This is a genomic window from Acinetobacter terrestris (assembly GCF_004331155.1).
GTDB lineage: Bacteria > Pseudomonadota > Gammaproteobacteria > Pseudomonadales > Moraxellaceae > Acinetobacter > Acinetobacter terrestris.
Genome location: NZ_SJNZ01000028.1, coordinates 16,882 through 34,708 on the forward strand (window position 1 = coordinate 16,882; position 17,827 = coordinate 34,708).

At 41.8% G+C, this 17,827-nt stretch carries 12 protein-coding genes; 7 read left to right on the top strand and 5 right to left on the bottom strand.

The window, feature by feature from the left end:
- Positions 1-21 precede the first annotated feature (21 nt).
- Positions 22-2,091, bottom strand: coding sequence for a bifunctional diguanylate cyclase/phosphodiesterase (locus E0H81_RS13545; protein WP_131319628.1), 2,070 nt, complete (start codon positions 2,089-2,091; stop codon positions 22-24).
- 411 nt (positions 2,092-2,502) lie between these two features.
- Positions 2,503-4,701 carry a carboxy terminal-processing peptidase gene (locus E0H81_RS13550; protein ID WP_131319630.1) on the bottom strand — a complete coding sequence of 733 codons (2,199 nt, stop codon included), beginning with the start codon at positions 4,699-4,701 and terminating at the stop codon, positions 2,503-2,505.
- A gap of 200 nt (positions 4,702-4,901) precedes the next feature.
- Between E0H81_RS13550 and nagZ the strand changes: the two genes are divergently transcribed.
- The gene (gene nagZ / locus E0H81_RS13555) at positions 4,902-5,924 is read left to right on the top strand and encodes a beta-N-acetylhexosaminidase (protein ID WP_131319632.1); all 1,023 of its coding nucleotides are present in this window, start codon (positions 4,902-4,904) and stop codon (positions 5,922-5,924) included.
- A 181-nt stretch (positions 5,925-6,105) separates the two neighbouring features.
- Entirely contained in the window at positions 6,106-6,963 is an 858-nt protein-coding gene (locus E0H81_RS13560) for a class I SAM-dependent methyltransferase (RefSeq protein ID WP_131319634.1), read from the top strand.
- 33 nt (positions 6,964-6,996) lie between these two features.
- Here the strand turns inward: E0H81_RS13560 and E0H81_RS13565 are convergent, their stop codons facing one another.
- On the bottom strand, positions 6,997-8,328 hold the full coding sequence (locus tag E0H81_RS13565; protein WP_131319636.1) for an alpha/beta fold hydrolase: 1,332 nt from the start codon (positions 8,326-8,328) through the stop codon (positions 6,997-6,999).
- 301 nt (positions 8,329-8,629) lie between these two features.
- Here E0H81_RS13565 and E0H81_RS13570 point away from each other — a divergent pair, with 301 nt between their 5' ends.
- The 4 genes from E0H81_RS13570 (at position 8,630) to pta (ending at position 14,153) form a co-directional block, all read left to right on the top strand.
- Positions 8,630-9,895, top strand: a complete 1,266-nt coding sequence (locus E0H81_RS13570; RefSeq protein ID WP_131319638.1) for a glutamate-5-semialdehyde dehydrogenase — start codon at positions 8,630-8,632, stop codon at positions 9,893-9,895.
- A gap of 128 nt (positions 9,896-10,023) precedes the next feature.
- On the top strand, positions 10,024-10,425 hold the full coding sequence (locus tag E0H81_RS13575; protein ID WP_131319640.1) for a hypothetical protein: 402 nt from the start codon (positions 10,024-10,026) through the stop codon (positions 10,423-10,425).
- Between the two features lie 313 nt (positions 10,426-10,738).
- Entirely contained in the window at positions 10,739-11,956 is a 1,218-nt protein-coding gene (locus tag E0H81_RS13580) for an acetate/propionate family kinase (RefSeq protein WP_131319642.1), read from the top strand.
- 55 nt (positions 11,957-12,011) lie between these two features.
- A complete protein-coding gene (pta, locus tag E0H81_RS13585) occupies positions 12,012-14,153 on the top strand; it encodes a phosphate acetyltransferase (RefSeq protein ID WP_131319644.1) in 2,142 nt (713 codons plus the stop codon).
- Between the two features lie 121 nt (positions 14,154-14,274).
- Here pta and E0H81_RS13590 read toward each other — a convergent pair whose 3' ends face one another.
- Complete coding sequence (locus E0H81_RS13590; RefSeq protein ID WP_131319646.1) at positions 14,275-14,736, bottom strand: hypothetical protein; 462 nt, start codon at positions 14,734-14,736, stop codon at positions 14,275-14,277.
- A gap of 74 nt (positions 14,737-14,810) precedes the next feature.
- Complete coding sequence (locus E0H81_RS13595) at positions 14,811-15,422, bottom strand: class I SAM-dependent methyltransferase (protein WP_378235412.1); 612 nt, start codon at positions 15,420-15,422, stop codon at positions 14,811-14,813.
- A gap of 670 nt (positions 15,423-16,092) precedes the next feature.
- Between E0H81_RS13595 and E0H81_RS13600 the strand changes: the two genes are divergently transcribed.
- Complete coding sequence (locus E0H81_RS13600; protein WP_131267084.1) at positions 16,093-17,619, top strand: fumarate hydratase; 1,527 nt, start codon at positions 16,093-16,095, stop codon at positions 17,617-17,619.
- The last annotated feature ends 208 nt before the right edge of the window (positions 17,620-17,827 follow it).

Genomic DNA, 17,827 nt, shown 5'->3' on the forward strand with positions numbered 1-17,827 from the left:
CTTGTTCAAAATTGACCCATCTTAAATAGGTAGGGCGTATTTGCTCTCTTCCAATCGATCAACATTCACCGGCATTCCTAGCAGATACCCCTGCAATTGTTGGCAACCTAAACGGGTTAAAATGTCGGCCTGCGAGGGTGTTTCTACCCCTTCTGCGGTCACTACCAATCCCAATTTAATCGCTAACTGGATAATACTTTCTAAAATAATTTCATCTTTTGAACCAACGGACAAATCACGGATAAACTCCCGGTCTATTTTCAATTCATCTACAGGCAAGTTCTTTAAATACAAGAAACTGGAATGCCCTGTCCCAAAATCATCAATCGCCAGTTTGATGCCCATCTGACGCAGGCGCTCAAAACTTCGAATACTGGCATCAATATGATGCATCGCTGTTGATTCAGTAATTTCAATGGCTAAATGATTTGGATTAATTTGATACTTATCAAACAAGCGCTCAAGGGTTGAAAACAAATGTTTATGTTCAAATTGCACCGCCGATAAATTGACCGCGAGCGGAAAATAATTTGTATCATTTCTTTCCCAAATTTGAATCTGCTTACAGGCTTGCTCAAGTGCCCAATAGCCCATTTGAATAATCAGTCCGGTTTTTTCCGCACCCGTAATAAACATATTCGGCGTCAACAACCCCAAACTGGGATGATTCCAGCGGATCAGTGCTTCTACACCACAAATTTCATGGCTTTTGGTGGTAAATTTGGGCTGGTAAAATAGAATAAACTGTTGTTCTTCAACCGCCTTATACAAGTCATTGATCAGTTTGGTCTGGCTTTTGGCTTCCTGCTGATCAACGCTATAACTAAACACCGAATAAGTATTCCTGCCCTGATATTTAGACATCAACATTGCAGCATCGGCATTGATCAGCAAATCTTGCAAATTATTGCCGTGGTCTGGATACATCGCGATGCCGATGCTGCTGGAAATATTAATCTCTTTACCGGCAATCAGGAAACTGTCCTGGATCAGCCGCAATACTTGCTCTGACTTTTCGATTGCCTGTTCAATGCTGGCAGTTTCCAGCACCATCAAAAATTCATCGCTACCAATACGCAGCAGCTTTTGATTTTCTGCGAGTATGCGCTGAATGCGCGTAGCAAGTTGCACCAGCAATTGATCACCGACATGATGACCAAAGACATCATTCACTGCCTTGAAGCGATCTAAATCTATATAAAGAAATGCAATTTTGTCATCTCGATAACGATGCTCAGTAAAAAGTAGATGTGAATATTCAGCTAGGAATAAACGGTTCGGTAACTTGGTTAAATTGTCCTGAACAGCTTGATTGGCAAGTTCACGATTGGCTTTAGAAAGCTGTCTATTGCGTGCTTCCAGGCGTTGTTCCAATACTGCCACGGTAAATGCAGCAACCAGAATTAAACTGCTGACAAAAATGATGCTAAATAAAATTAATCCTTGGCCATTTTGATAATTCGAAACCAGCTGATTCGCATCAATAGAATAAAAAGCCGCAGAGGCCATACCAGTATAGTGCATGCCGACGATGGTCAAAGCCATCATCAAAGCAATGGAAGCTTTAATATGCAACATTTTATGGACTGCATTTTTATATTTGAACGTCAGCCAAAATGTTAAACCAGAACCGCTAATGGCAATCAAGACTGAAAAAATGACTAAGAGTGGGTCATAATAAACGTTATGGTGATCAATGGCTAAGCCCATTATCCCGGTATAGTGCATCCCCGCGATGCCCAAGCCCATCAGTACCGCGCCTAAAACAAGACGTAAAAATGGCAAGGTTGCTCGGGTCGTCAGCCAAACAGCAAAGGTGGATGCGATAAATGCGATTACATAAGACAGGAAAGTCAGGCCGTAGTCAAAAGAGTAGTCAGCAGGCAAATGACAGGCAAGCATGCCCACAAAGTGCATACACCAAATTGCAGCACCCAACATACAACCACTTATAACAAGAAGCGTTTTTTCATATTTCTGACCTAAGCCCCGAAATAATGATTGTTCAATCGACACTGCAAAATAACAGGCCAAAACAGCAACAATAACTGAACCTACCACGAGGCTAAAATCATAATGTATATGAGCCATATCAAGCTTCCGTATAGGTTATCTTTCTTGTTTTAATCCACGTTATTAATGCCATTTATCCTTTCACAAAAGCTTTTGCCCATTAATGAGTACTTATAAAAAACAATCAATTAAAACAAGCATCTAATACTATTCTAGTTTGGTCAAGTGCTATTTACGCTATTCATTTTTATTACGAATTTATTTATTTTAATTATAGAAAGATAGATCAACCTTTTGATCATTATACTTACACCGTTCATATTTTTGCTGTTCAATTCATTTTTTTATTGATCCATTAAACTTAAGTATTGATAAAAAATAGTTGTCAACGTTATACAGACAAATAAAAAACCAGTCAGACGAACTGACTGGTTTTTTCGGGATATTTAAAAGCTTAATACTGAATGAATAAGCGTAAAATGAATAAGCTTAGTTCGCAGCTGTTTTAGCAGATTGCAATTTGGCGTAATCCAATAAAACATTAGCCGACTCTGTGACAAACACTTCTTCTTCAGGTAAAGCAGGTCGTTGTGTCGCCTTCATTTTTGAACGTGACTCAATCAACGCATCCATAGAAGCCTGGTAGCTTTCCCAGTTAGCATACGGCTTCTGACCGGTGACTGCACGACGCTGATTCTCTGAATCTAAAGTTTTTTGTTCCAGCGCATTCAACTCTGCTTTACGCTGATCAATATCAAGAACTACACGCTTTTGCTCTTCAGTTTTTTTGGCAATCGCTTTGCGTTGTTCTAAATATTTAAATTGCGGATCAGCCACCACGCGTTGTTGCGACATTTGAGCCAGATTTTGCACATAGGGTTGTACAGAACCTTCGCGCTTAAATGGTGCAGTTGGAATAGTGTCCCATTCCAAGGCATTCTTGGCTTTACGCTCACCAAATTCTTCGTTGTAGATATCCACCAGTTTAATGTCAGGCACGACGCCCTTGTTCTGGGTACTGCCACCCGTTACGCGATAGAACTTACGTTGTGTCAAGGTCGCCTGACCATGCGCCAAAGTATCCAGTTGAACTTGCGCTGTACCTTTACCGGTAGTGGTACTGCCAATCACGATTCCGCGTTCATAATCCTGAATAGCCGCAGAATAAATTTCACTGGCAGATGCCGAAGCCAGGTTAACCATGACTGCAAGTGGACCTGCATAGGTTTGTGCACCGCCATCATCATCTTCAAATACGCTGACATTGCCATTACCGTCACGAATTTGCACCACTGGACCTGACTTGATCACTTGGCCCAACATGCGCGCAACTTCTTCAAGTGAACCACCTGGATTATTACGTAAATCAATAATAATCCCGGTCACATTTTTCGCAGCCAAAGCTTTTAAAGCGTTGTTGGTGTCTTCAGAAACCGAGCGATAATCTGTGCCTGCACGGCGCGCACGATAGTTCAAATAGAACGACGGAATTTCAATCACACCAAAAGTATAGTTTTTACCATCACGCTTAATATCAACCGTACGTGAACGTACACCGGCATCTTCTTCCTGAATCACGTCACGAACCAAACTCACAGTACGGGCCTGACTCATTGATGCACCGGCACCCAGTAAACGCAGACTGACTTTGGTTCCACGCTTACCGCGGATTAAACCGACCACTTCGTTACTTGCCCAGCCCACAACATCGACCATTTTGTCGCCGTCTTGCGCAACACCGATAATACGATCACCCGATTTAATCTGACCCGATTTACTGGCCGGACCACCTTCTACAATGGTCTCAATCTTGGTGTAATCTTCATTACCGCGTTCAGGTCGGATCGAAACCCCAATCCCCTCTAACTGCAAGGTGGTTTGACGGTTCAATTCCATCGCATCTACAGGCGGGAAGTAATTACTGTGCGGATCATAGGTCAACATCATCGCATTTAAAGTTTTGTCCAAGACATCGTCACTTTTAACCCGGCTCATGCGTTCAAGCTGACGGGTATAACGCTTGGTCAAGGTTTGCACCGGTGTTAAATCTTCAGGACTGGCCAAATCCTGACCATTGGCTAAAGCCGGATCATCTTTTAACGCTTTCTGCTTCGCAGACTCTTCTTCTTTACTGATATTCAAGTTAATGAGCTGCGACACCAGCATTTTTTGCCAATGTGCGCGTTGCTCTGCTGCAGACTTGAAATAAGGCGCTTTTTCGCGGTCGGTATCAATATAAACATTGCTTTGTTTCAAGTTTTGCGGCTTCTTCAACTCAGCCAGCATGAACTCATAGAACTGTTTTAAACGTTCACGATATTGGGCATGAATTAAATATGGACCTGATAAATCCCCGGCTTTGAGTGCAGCACCAAAATTGGCACCATAATTTTTCTTATATTGTTCAACTTCAGGTGCTAAAAATAATGAATGGTCTGCATCCAGGCTATCTAGATAAAAATCAAGAATTCGGTTAGAAGTCGCTGCATCTAAACGTTGATTTAAATAATGCTGACGGTCAACTAAGGTTGCCAATTGGCGCGAAACCAGCGCCTGTTCCTGCGTTGGCTGAATAGCTTGAGAAACTGCAACTGTATCATTAGCTGCAATGGCCTCGTTCACTACATGGGAAAAGAAAAATCCGCCAGTCGCAATTGCAACTGCACACGCTAATGTTTGAAGTTTCATAAATAATTCGTAATTCCTTGGTCTTTGACCAATATTTCAATGTCGTTTTTCAACATGAATGCAGTATATTCAAAATCTTAAACAACTTAATATGTGTATGTCGTGTAGTTTTATCATATTCTGTACTGTCAAAATGTAGCAAATCATTGCAGAATTCAGGTATTGTTTTTTCTTTATAAAATTCCAACACGGACACCGATATGATTGGCGCATTGATGCTAGACATCGCTGGCACAGAACTTACTCAAGAAGATATTGAACTATTACGAACACCGCAAGTAGGTGGCATGATTTTATTTTCACGAAACATAAAATCGCCACAACAAGTTCGTGCTTTAACCGATCATATGCGTCGTATCAGAGCCGATATTTTAATTGCCGTGGACCAGGAAGGCGGTCGCGTACAACGTTTAAAACAGGGCTTTACCTTGCTTCCTGCCATGGGTCGTTTGGGTGAACTCTATCTCACCGGACCTGAACAGGCGGTGGATTTGGCTGAGCAATGCGGTTGGCTGATGGCAACTGAAGTGCTTGCTGTCGGTATCGATTTTAGTTTTGCACCGGTATTGGACCTAAATGATGTCAGCGATGTAATTGGTGACCGTGGCTTTGCCAAAAATATTCAGGATATTGTCCCGCTTGCCAGCGCCTTTTTAAAAGGAATGAAACGTGCAGGCATGGCCAATACCGGCAAACATTTCCCGGGTCATGGCTCAGTCAAAGCGGATTCGCATGTGGCAGCACCTGTAGATTCACGTTGTTATGACGAAATTTACAACGAGGATATGCAGACCTTTATTCAACTCATGCCGCAACTGGATGCACTCATGCCAGCGCATGTGATTTATGATCAGGTCGACCCCAACCCTGCCGGTTTCTCGCCGTACTGGATTCAAGAGATCTTGCGTCAAGAGCTGAAATTTGATGGTGTACTTTTCTCAGACGACTTGACCATGCAAGCTGCCTGTGTAGCCGGTGGCGCTGATGCACGTATTCAAGCTGCACTCAAAGCCGGTTGTGACATGGGCTTGGTCTGTAATGACCGTTCTGCGGCTTGTACTGCTTTAGAAGGGATTCGTGACTTAGCTTTACCCAATCAAGAACGTTTGGAGCGTATGCGCGGGATAATTCCTGAACTTACGGTTGGCGAAACACTAGACTTGGGTACTGAATGGAAAAAAGTTCGAGACAATATCGAAAACTTTAAAAATTCATTTAATTAATGCGACAAAAGGAACACGACAAGGTGTTCCTTTTTCTTTATGATCATTAAAAAGAAAGTCATAGACTTCTTGTAGATATTTGCTGGTATTAACTTTTAAAAGATACGAATCAGCCATATAAGAAGCCTATCAAACAGCACTTATACATTTAAAACTACAAAAACATACAGGTCAGGATGACATGACACAACCGCTTTCAGAACATCGACACATTTCATTTACTGCACATTATACCGGCTATATCTGGTACAGCATGGGAATTTCCCACCCGGTCTTTGCAACATCCAAAGGTAAAATGCTCGCCAAACTGGTTCACCCTTTAGAAAGTTGGGCTGAAAAATTTGTTGGCGGCAGTATGCGTACCACGCTAAAACAACGTCACCGCATGATTGATCAGCATCTCACGCAACTGATCGAGCAACATCCAGATTTACAGGTCCTTGAAATCGCGAGTGGACTTTCTCCACGCGGTTGGAACTTTCGACAAAAGTATCCCAATATTGATTACCGTGAACTTGATTTACCCGGTATGGCAAAAGTCAAAACACAAGCACTGAAACAAATTGATGTGAATAGCCCTGAAGTTTTATCGGTTGATTTATTCACTGCAGATTTTGAACAGGCTTTTCAGGTGTTTGACCCCACTCGCCCATTGGTGGTAATTAGCGAAGGTTTGATTAACTACTTCAACAAAGACATGCTATTGCAATTGCTGCAAGCGATTACACATTACGCTCAGGACTTTAAGGAATTGCATTACCTGACCGATATTTATCCGGAACCGGTCAAAAATAAACTGGCCAATTTTATTTGGGCCAGTAGTAAATTACTCAAATGGATGTCGCGCAGCGCGTTTAGTTTCCATTTTACTCATCCTCAACAGGCGCAAGACTTTTTCCAGCAAGCAGGTTTTGAAAATATCACTATTGTTCAGCCTCAACAGTATTTTCAAGACCAGCCGGTGAATGAATTCGCTAGTGATGAGCATCTAGGGGATTTGGTCTGGATGATTCATGCGAGCATAAAAAAACAGCGTTAAATACGCTGTTTTTTTATGCTCAGTAGCAAGTGATTAACTGACTGATTCCAGTACCAGCATCGCTTCTTTTTGTCGTTGTACATAACGCAATAACCGTTCTGCCACTTCAAAACTGCCATGTTTAAATAAGGCGCGGATTTGTGTTGCCCCTACCTCAAAAATCAAACATTCAATCTTGAATTGACCTTCTTCATCTTCCAGATGCAAAGCCAAATCACGTGGATATTGCTCAACTTTTGCAGTTAAACCTTTAGCAAACTCAAGTAAAACTCCAAAGAAGTTTAGATCAATAATATGAGTGGGCAATTGCAGCGCTGAATGACGATGGGTCAATACAGTCATTGGGTTTTGTACTGCAATCCGTTCTTCACCGCGACGTTCCAAAGTCAGTAACTGTGCACGTGTCATCGGGATAATCCCTTCCACAGTTTGAATCGACTCACCCTGCAAGAAGGTTGCAAACAAACTCATGGTTTCCTTACGGCGCTGCAATTGCGGCACATGATCTGCATTGGCAATCATTGCAAATTCCATGTCGGGACATTGCAAGGCAAAATTTGCATTTTCATGGGGCAAGGTAAAACTGTCATATTGCCCACAAGCCACCAGTACTTTACATTCAGGAATGGGCACATCGGTTAAACGCAGTAAACGGCTACAGTTAATTTCATAGCGATCTTGCTCGGTTGCAGTAAATTCAGCCATTTGTTTAAAGAACAAACGTTTCGCAGTAGGTGACATGCGGGTTTGATCAATTTTGGCATGATTGACCAAATACAAAATCACGGCTTGGCCAAACTCGTCCATGCGCTGTTCTTTCATTAAATGCAAAGACTCTTCCAGCAACATGCGCCAGCTTTTACGGGTTTTTTGCATCACGCCCATCAGAATCATACGGTCAATCAATTCAGGGCGTTGATGGGCCAAGCCTGAAGCCACCACTGAACCGAGAGACATGCCCATCACCGAAACCTTGGACAAATTTTCTATATCTAGCCATTCACCGAGCATACGTGCCAAGTCCGGCAATTCCAGAGTTCCTGCGGAAACACCGGTATCACGATTGGTAATTTGTTGATTGGCACCCATTGAAGGTAAATCAATCAGGATAATCGGACCTGCACTGAGCAACTGTTCAACACAATATTTATAAGAATTGAAGTTTTGAAATGCCCCGCCAATGATGACGATTGGAGTATTGTGAATCGTTTCAGGCTGAGTAATCGCCATATATTCAATTTTCCAGCCCTTGATCCACGTTGTACGTGCAGGCTCTTTAAAACTGTTTCTATGGTAAAGATCAAAAAAGCCTAAACTCGTGTTTGATTCTTGTACTTCCGAGTCCATTTGGATCATGGAATTCATATCCCTTCCTCCATTCTTGCCTTATTGTTATTTTGCAAGAAAATAAATATAGAATTTCTGCGCTGTACTGCATCCATTCATTTGCTTTAATTATCAGACATCAATGTCACTATTTTTATTCTATACAGAGGAACATTTGACGCGCAACTTATTCCATGACCACTCATCTAAATTTACAAACAAAAGGATTTCAAAATATGAATAGCTTGAAAAGTTTCAAAGTTTTTTTCCAGATAGATGCTTCATTGTCTGGTTCCAGGCTGTTACTATCGAAGGTGTAATTTCTAAGTGATCAGCCGCTATGCAAGATTCAATTGAACAATATATGCAAACGGTAGGCCAACAAGCACGCCAAGCTTCTCGCGTGTTAGCAAGCGCTTCTACCCAAACAAAAAACAATGCTTTATCTGCAATTTACACTGCTTTACAAGACAGTGAAGCTGCTATTTTAGCTGCGAACCAAATTGATATGACCAAAGGTCGTAACAACAATTTGGACAGTGCATTGCTTGATCGCTTAGAACTTACTCCCACACGCTTTAAAGGCATGCTGCATGGCTTAAAAGATGTTATGAGTCTGGTTGACCCGATTGGGGAAATCACCGATTTAGCCTTCCGCCCTTCGGGCATTCAACTGGGTAAAATGCGGGTTCCTTTAGGTGTGGTCGGCATGATTTATGAATCACGTCCGAATGTTACCCTTGAAGCAGCATCACTTGCGCTAAAGTCAGGAAATGCCATTATTTTGCGTGGTGGATCTGAGGCACTGGAGTCAAATAAAGCCATTGCGCAAGCGATTCAACACGGTTTAAAAGCTTCAGGTCTACCTGAAACTTCAGTGCAAGTGATTAACACGGCTGATCGTGCTGCGGTCGGTCATCTGATTACCATGTCGGAATATGTGGATGTGATTGTTCCACGTGGAGGCAAAGGACTGATTGAACGTGTGAGCAACGAAGCACGTATTCCTGTGATTAAACACCTTGATGGCAATTGCCATGTCTTTGTTGAAGCACAAGCCGACTTGCAAAAAGCCTTGCCGATTGCGCTAAATGCCAAGACGCATCGTTATGGCGTATGTAATGCCATGGAAACCTTGCTGGTCGATGAGAAAGTCGCAGAAGACTTCTTGCCACGGATTGCTGAACTGTATGCAGAAAAACAGGTTGAACTCCGCGGCTGCCGTGAAACGCAGCGTATTCTGGGTTCAACTGCGAAACCTGCCAGTGAAGAAGACTGGTATACCGAATATTTAGGCCCAATTTTGGCGGTTAAAGTGGTCAGCGGTATTGATGAAGCGATTGAACATATCAACAAATATGGTTCACATCATACCGATGCCATCATTACTGAAAACTATAGTCTTGCTCGCCAGTTCTTGGCACGTGTCGATTCAAGTTCAGTGATGATCAATGCATCTACGCGTTTTGCAGATGGCTTTGAATATGGTCTAGGTGCAGAAATCGGTATCTCAACTGACAAGATTCATGCCCGTGGCCCTGTTGGTCTTGAAGGTCTGACTTCGCAGAAATGGGTGGTGTTTGGTGATGGTCAAATTCGCCAATAAGTCCTGAAATAAAAGCATTCCATGTTCAGCTTCAAAAATGAGGCTGAACATATCCACTACAGTATTTTTAAAATATTTCTAAGCTAAATTCATAAGATGATAAAAATAGCCATAAAAGGGAAAATGCAATGTTTTATTATTTAATGATCTGCACATTTGTACTGGCATTGCTGGTTTCCTTTGCCGTAATGAAAATTTTTTCCCATTCTATTAATCAAATTCTGGCTCGAATTATTAACGACCCCATTCATGAAGCATGGGCAAAATACACCAAATTTGCAGGCATGGTAGTGGGCACATCTTCCGGGATTCGTATTTACGATATGGAAAAATACATTACCCCCCTCACCTATACCGATAATGACAAAAAAATTGTCATCGAGCTGACGCAGCAACGCTGGGTACTGGAAATTTATCGGACAATTATTGAAACCCTGCAAGGCTTGGCCTGGATGATGCTGGTATTTTTTATGGTTGCACTGATTGCTTATGTGATTGTGCGCTGGTCAGAAATAAAGTATCAAAACTAAACATTAAAAGTAACGCTTATCTTCTGCTCAAAATTGATCGCCCATGTTATGTTTAGAATTCTAGAGGCGATACACTTTAGGAATAAGTACTATTTTATTAATAAATGAAAACTATCAACTGATAAATTTTAATTATTATTGTTCTACTGGTCGATAGTGCTTAAGTCTAATCACCTAAAGTCTAGCTTGTGGCTATAAAAACTCACATGGTACAACTATTAAACAGATCGGATGATGCCTCGTGAAATGAATATCAACGGTCAGGGGTAATACAACAATTCAAGTACGATCATCTTTAGTTAAGGAATACGTCATGCCTAAATCAGTACTCGTCATCAATTGCGGTTCTTCATCGATTAAATTTGCATTATTGCTTGAAGATCAAGAATTCCGCATCCATGGTTTGGCTGAAAACTTGGGTACGCCTGAAGCGCGTATCAAAGGCGTGACTGTAGGAAATGAACCTGTTGATATTCGTATTCCAAATGCTGATCATAAACAAGCGTTAGAAGTGGGTTTAGAACGTCTGGCCAACTACAAACCTGATGCAATTGGTCATCGTATTGTGCATGGTGGCACGCTCACTAAAGCAGAATTATTAACTGATGATATTATTGAAAAAATTCGTCAGGCAACACCCCTTGCTCCGCTCCACAACCCTGCGCATTTAGTCGGTATTGAAGCAACCAAACGTCTATTCCCTGACTTGCCGCAAGTCGCAGTATTTGATACAGCATTCCACCAGACCATGCCGGAACACGCTTTCCGTTATGCATTGCCAAAATTCTTATATACCGAGCACAATGTCCGCCGTTACGGTTTCCATGGCACCAGTCATGCCTATGTATCTGAACGTGGTTCAGAACTGGCTGGCAGCTTCAAACAAGGTGGCTGGTTAACGGCCCACCTCGGTAACGGCAGCTCGACTTGCGCGATCTGGAATGGCCAAAGTGTGGATACCTCGATGGGCCTAACTCCACTTGAAGGTGTCGTGATGGGTACCCGTAGTGGTGATGTTGACCCAAGTATCCATAGCTTCTTGGCAAGCAACCTCGGTTGGGACATTTATAAAATCGACAAAATGCTGAATAGCCAAAGTGGTTTATTGGGTTTATCTAATCTGTCCAATGATATGCGTACTCTCATTGAAGCCTCTGAACAAGGCAATGAAGATGCCGCGATTGCCATTGAAGTATTCTGTTACCGTCTGGCTAAATCGCTTGCAGCCTTAAGCTGTGGCTTGCCACGTCTTGATGGCCTGTTCTTTACCGGTGGTATTGGTGAAAACTCAGCTTATATCCGTGAAAAAACTTTGACCTACCTCCCGCACTTCGGTTTCAACTTAAGCAAAGAACAAAACGACAACTTGAAACGCGGAACGGAAGGCCGTATCGATGCAGGTACAGGCCCTCAAATTTGGGTGGTTCCTACCGATGAAGAAGGTCGCATCGCAAAAGAAACTGAGAATGTTGTGAATGAGGTGAGTCAAGCCGCTGCAAAAAAGTTTGAAGCAGATGTTGCGATGGCTTAAGCCATCGCACATTTTATGATGCTGACCATTCAATCCTTTTATTTAGAATCAAGCTATGAAAACAATTTTATTAGTTCCAACCGGGGAAGGCGTAGGATTAACTTCAGCCAGCCTAGGTTTAGTCTACGCTTTGGAATGCCAAGGTGTGAAAGCCGGTTTTCTTAAACCTTTTTCACAAGAAAAAAATCAGCCCACAGATCGTACAACTGCGCTATATCGTCATTTATCGAATAACGAAACGGTTGAACCGATTACGTATGAAAGCCTGATCCAGCAGATTAGTCTGGGTGAAAGTGACGAGTTACTTGAAGAAGCAGTACGTCTGCACCGTCAAATTGCAAAACAGCATGATGTCATTATTGTTGAAGGCTTGGTTCCGACCAGCCGCGATGCTTTTGCATCAGACTTTAATGCAATTTTAGCAAAAGCCTTGGATGCCCAAGTCATTGTGGTGAGCAATGCAGATGTGAATCAGCCTGCAGTGACTGCCGACAAAGTGGATACACAGTTACGCCATTTAGGCGGCGCTGCCAATGACCGTATTGCTGGTGTATTGTTCATGCGTACTAAAGGTTTGCCAGAAGATTCTGAACAAATTCCGGTCACGCTTGACCCAAGCCTGCGCTTGATTAGCGACACCAATAAATTTGTTGCATCAATTCAAAAGACCCATGCACATATTGGTTCTGAACATCTTCCTGTGATTGGTTTAGTGCCGTTTAGCAGCACGCTGAGTGTTCCGCGCATATCCGATCTGGCAGCCCATATTTCAGCAGAATGGATTAACCAGGGTGAAGCATCGCAGCGTCGTGTGCTACACAGCAGTTTAATTGCTTCAAATATTGAACATGAACTAAGCAAATTTGTAGCTGGTGAACTGATCATTAGCGCATCTGACCGTATTGATGTTTTATTGGCAAGTAGCTTGGCAAGTTGTAATGGTATTCCCTTGGCAGGACTAGTGTTGACGGAACATCATGAACCGAATGCAACTGTTTTAGCATTCTGCCAGTCTGCGATTAAAAATGGCCTACCGATTCTGCATACACCATTAAGCACCTTTGAAACTGCGCAAAGCCTGTCCAATTTAAGTAATGAAATTCCAGTCGATGATACTGAACGTGCAGAACAGGTGACGCGTTTTGTTTCCAGTCACATTAATGTCGATTGGCTGGTACAAATCCTGAATGGTTCATACAAACCACGCTTGTCCCCTTCAGCTTTCCGTCACGAATTGGTTCAAAAATCAATTGCGGCGAAAAAACGTATTGTCCTGCCTGAAGGTGATGAACCACGTACCATTCAAGCGGCAGCGATTTGCCAATCACGTGGTATTGCACACTGTATTTTATTGGCGAAACCTGAAGTGGTGATTGAGGTTGCCAAAGCACGTAATATCGAATTACCGCATGATCTTGAAATTATTGATCCTGATCTGATTCGTGAAAACTACGTGCCTAAAATGGTTGAACTACGTAAAGGTAAAATTAACGAACTACAAGCACGTGAACAACTGCAAGATACCGTTGTACTCGGCACCATGATGTTAGCACTTGATCAAGTGGATGGTCTGGTATCGGGTGCAGTACACACCACCGCCAATACGGTTCGACCTGCCTTCCAGCTAATTAAGACTGCACCGGATTATTCACTGGTATCTTCTGTGTTCTTTATGCTGTTACCGGATGAAGTCTATGTGTACGGTGACTGCGCAATCAATCCAGATCCGGATGCTGAACAGCTGGCTGAAATTGCCATTCAATCTGCCGATTCTGCAAAAGCCTTTGGTATTGATCCGCGTATTGCCATGATTTCGTACTCAACCGGTACCTCGGGTACGGGTGCAGATGTAGAGAAAGTGGCTGAAGCAACCCGTATTGCTAAAGAGCGTCGTCCTGATTTGCTGATTGATGGTCCACTTCAATACGATGCTGCATCGGTTGAAAGTGTGGGTCAATCCAAAGCTCCGGGTTCCCCTGTTGCTGGCCGTGCCAATGTGTTTATTTTCCCTGACTTAAATACCGGTAACACAACCTATAAAGCCGTACAACGTGCTGCCAATGTGGTGAGTGTGGGACCAATGTTGCAAGGTTTGAATAAACCGGTAAATGACTTGTCTCGTGGTGCATTGGTGGATGATATTGTGTTCACGATTGCTTTGACTGCGATTCAGGCGGAACAGCAAGCTGCTCAATAACGCTTAAACCAAGCTCTCCATAACTAAGTTCTCCATGCCATCTGATTTAAAAATTGGATGGCTTTTTTTTATGTAAAATTCGTAGATATCATTCGATTAAATGGAAGGGAACTCAGCTGAATTAATCCGTTAAAGCTACTTTTATTTTAGTTAAAGTTGGATCATTAGTCTTAACGAGAGAAATATTTCCATTCGATTTTACGCAAGCCATTTTGCTGTTAGCGTCAAAAAAACTCAATCGAAAAATTTGCTGAATTTTATTGCCGCTAAAGGCCACGAGGTAAAGACGCTGGTCGGGATAGGATGGCACTTGATCTAAATACTTTTGCTGATCTTGGATCATATTTTTTGAAAAATATTGATAAAACTTAGGATCAGTGAGAGCTTCATAGGCTCCTAATATACAAACAGTATCACTATCAGGAAAAATTGAGCTTACTTTTAATGGTTCATCCAATATTTTTAGTTTCCAATAGATGTGCAATGCTTTTTCAAAAGGTTTATCCAAATATATTGGCCAAAATTTAACAAATAAACATAACAAGCCAAAAATGATGCACCCTAACAATAATATTCTAATCATGCCAACTGCTCTTTTTATTTTATAAAGGTCATTTACTTAATTATTATTCTACATTTTTATTTAGTCTGACTTGATCAGACTTTTTGTGCCAACCACACAGTATGTCCTGCACATTCCACATCTTCAGCAACCATTTTTATGACCTGAAAACCATGATCATTCAATAACTGCTTATATTCTTCAGCTGCAAGGCTTGCATGATATAAAGCCTCACCAAACAGATTTCCAATCGCTTCACCATGAGAAGGTCCGCTGGTAAACATCAATGCCGCTCTTGGCTCAGCATGTTTTTGGAATATCGAAAACATTGCACGCTGATCCTCTTGGGTCAGATGAAAAAAACTATCCCACGCTAAAATGCCTTGGAACTTTTGCCCTGAATCCATGTGACGCATGTCTGCCTGAATCCAGCTTTGTTCAGGAAAATTTTCCTGCGCCATTTCAATCATGACCTCAGAACTATCTACACCCACCACGGAATGACCTTGTGCAATTAAATAGGCTGCAATGGGTTTTGCTGAACCACAGCCTAAATCCAAGATTGTTGAATGATCTGGAAGCAGTGAAAGGAAATGATCGAGCCATGCTTTTTCATAAAGGAATTGACCGCGCAATTCTGTCCATGCACGCGCATGTTTTTTATAGATTTCAATAATATTTTGCGCAAATTCAGGCTGATCTTTCATCATCGAAGTTTTCAGATTTTTAAAATAGTATACGCAGATTTAGATCGAAATTTAAAGATTTGAAGATTTGAAGATTTGAAGATTTGAAGATTTGAAGATTTGAAGATTTGAAGATTTGAAGATTTGAAGATTTGAAGATTTGAAGATTTGAAGATTTGAAGATTTGAAGATTTAGAATATTTTTATTTTAATAAAACTTAAAGCAAAAAAAAGAAGATAGAGCTTAAGCCTGATCTTCTTTTTGACCGTAAAACCATGTTGCTGCGATATATAAAGCAAAGCCAAAAACTGAAACGACTGCAGTAATCATACTCTTATAACACTCTAGATTTGATGAGCTCATTATGTAAAAGTTTTATGACAACTTTATGACAATGCCGTCATATTTAATACAAATTAAAATAATTGTATTAATCTATAAATTTCAATAATTTAAATCTATAAATAATTTCTAATTATTTTAATTCCTGCTTTAAATGTCATGTTTACACTAAAATATGACAGCCTTTTATCATATTTATGACAGAAATCCTCACAAAAATGACCGTTCACTTGAGTTGAAATTCACTATTAAACTTTCGGCCAAAAAGCAGTCAAAACGCCCACAAAACTTGCTTTTTATCTTATAATTTAGCCCGCTAGCTAACAGCCCGCTCAAGAGATATTTGATATGACAACTATTATCAAGCAAGATGACTTGATCACATCGGTAAAAGATGCGCTTCAGTTCATTTCTTACTATCATCCACAAGACTTCATCCAAGCGATGAGCCGTGCCTATGATCGTGAAGAGAACAAAGCCGCAAAAGATGCTATTGCACAAATCTTAATTAACTCTCGTATGTGTGCAGAAGGCCACCGCCCAATCTGCCAGGATACCGGGATTGTTAACGTATTTCTTGAAGTGGGTTTAGACGTTAAATTTGATTTAACGATGAGCTTGGACGATGCAATTAACGAAGGTGTACGTCAGGGTTATTTAGAAAACTCAAACATCCTTCGCGCATCAGTTTTAGCTGATCCTGCTTTTGGCCGTAAAAACACCAAAGACAACACGCCTGCTGTGATCCATTACAAACTTGTACCAGGTAACAAAGTAGACATTACTGTTGCTGCTAAGGGTGGCGGTTCAGAAAACAAATCTAAACTTGCGATGTTGAATCCTTCTGATTCGATCGTGGATTGGGTGCTTAAAACTGTTCCAACCATGGGTGCAGGCTGGTGTCCTCCTGGTATGCTCGGTATCGGTATTGGTGGTACTGCTGAAAAAGCCATGATGCTTGCAAAAGAAGCATTGATGGAAGAAATCAACATGGACGAATTGCTTCGTCGTGGTCCACAAAGCCAAATGGAAGAACTCCGTATCGAGATCTTCGAAAAAGTAAATGCTTTGGGTATTGGCGCGCAAGGTTTGGGTGGTTTAACTACAGTTCTTGATATTAAAATCAAGGATTACCCATGCCACGCAGCGGGTAAACCGGTCGGTATGATTCCGAACTGTGCTGCAACACGTCACGCACACTTCCAGTTAGATGGTTCAGGTGTTGCGCATATTCAAGCGCCTAAACTTTCTGACTACCCTGCTGTAACTTGGGATTCTTCTACTTCTAAACGTGTTGACTTAGACAACATCACGCAAGAAGAAATGAACTCTTGGCAACCAGGTGACACCTTACTTCTTAACGGTACAATCTATACCGGTCGTGATGCTGCGCACAAACGCATGGTTGACATGATCAACAATGGTGAAGAGCTTCCTGTCGATCTTAAAGGTAAATTCATTTACTACGTTGGCCCTGTTGATCCAGTGGGTGACGAAGTCGTTGGTCCTGCAGGTCCAACCACTGCTACACGTATGGACAAATTCACACGTCAAGTTTTAGAACATACTGGCTTGTTCGGCATGATTGGTAAAGCGGATCGTGGTCCTACTGCTATTGAAGCGATTAAAGACAACAAAGCGACTTACCTGATGGCTGTCGGTGGCGCGGCTTACCTGGTATCTAAAGCAGTTCGCCAAGCTGAAGTGGTTGCTTTTGCTGACCTTGGTATGGAAGCAATCTACAAATTTGTAGTAGAAGATATGCCAGTATCTGTAGCAGTAGACGTAAATGGTACTTCTATTCACGCAACTGCACCAAAAATCTGGCAAGCGAAAATTGGTAAAATCCCAGTTGTTGATGCTGCTGCGGTTTAATTTTCCAAGCTAAAAAAGCACCCTTTGGGGCACTGCTGTCCCATAGTTTGATTTAAATAAAAAACCTGAGTCCAAATCGTTAAAATATGAGTGCAAACAAACACTTTAACGACCAGGATTCAGGTTTTGTCACATCAGAATACCGTATTTCATCAGCTTATTAAACCCGTCGTGCGACAGGATTTTGAGCAACTTGCTAAAGTACACC

Bases quoted from the DNA above. Each gene is read 5' to 3' on its own strand.
- E0H81_RS13570 (WP_131319638.1), top strand. From the start codon at position 8,630: ATGCAAGATTCAATTGAACAATATATGCAAACGGTAGGCCAACAAGCA.
- nagZ (WP_131319632.1), top strand. From the start codon at position 4,902: ATGATTGGCGCATTGATGCTAGACATCGCTGGCACAGAACTTACTCAA.
- E0H81_RS13560 (WP_131319634.1), top strand. From the start codon at position 6,106: ATGACACAACCGCTTTCAGAACATCGACACATTTCATTTACTGCACAT.
- E0H81_RS13545 (WP_131319628.1), bottom strand. From the start codon at position 2,091: ATGGCTCATATACATTATGATTTTAGCCTCGTGGTAGGTTCAGTTATT.
- E0H81_RS13595 (WP_378235412.1), bottom strand. From the start codon at position 15,422: ATGAAAGATCAGCCTGAATTTGCGCAAAATATTATTGAAATCTATAAA.
- E0H81_RS13575 (WP_131319640.1), top strand. From the start codon at position 10,024: ATGTTTTATTATTTAATGATCTGCACATTTGTACTGGCATTGCTGGTT.
- E0H81_RS13590 (WP_131319646.1), bottom strand. From the start codon at position 14,736: ATGATTAGAATATTATTGTTAGGGTGCATCATTTTTGGCTTGTTATGT.
- pta (WP_131319644.1), top strand. From the start codon at position 12,012: ATGAAAACAATTTTATTAGTTCCAACCGGGGAAGGCGTAGGATTAACT.
- E0H81_RS13600 (WP_131267084.1), top strand. From the start codon at position 16,093: ATGACAACTATTATCAAGCAAGATGACTTGATCACATCGGTAAAAGAT.
- E0H81_RS13550 (WP_131319630.1), bottom strand. From the start codon at position 4,701: ATGAAACTTCAAACATTAGCGTGTGCAGTTGCAATTGCGACTGGCGGA.
- E0H81_RS13580 (WP_131319642.1), top strand. From the start codon at position 10,739: ATGCCTAAATCAGTACTCGTCATCAATTGCGGTTCTTCATCGATTAAA.
- E0H81_RS13565 (WP_131319636.1), bottom strand. From the start codon at position 8,328: ATGAATTCCATGATCCAAATGGACTCGGAAGTACAAGAATCAAACACG.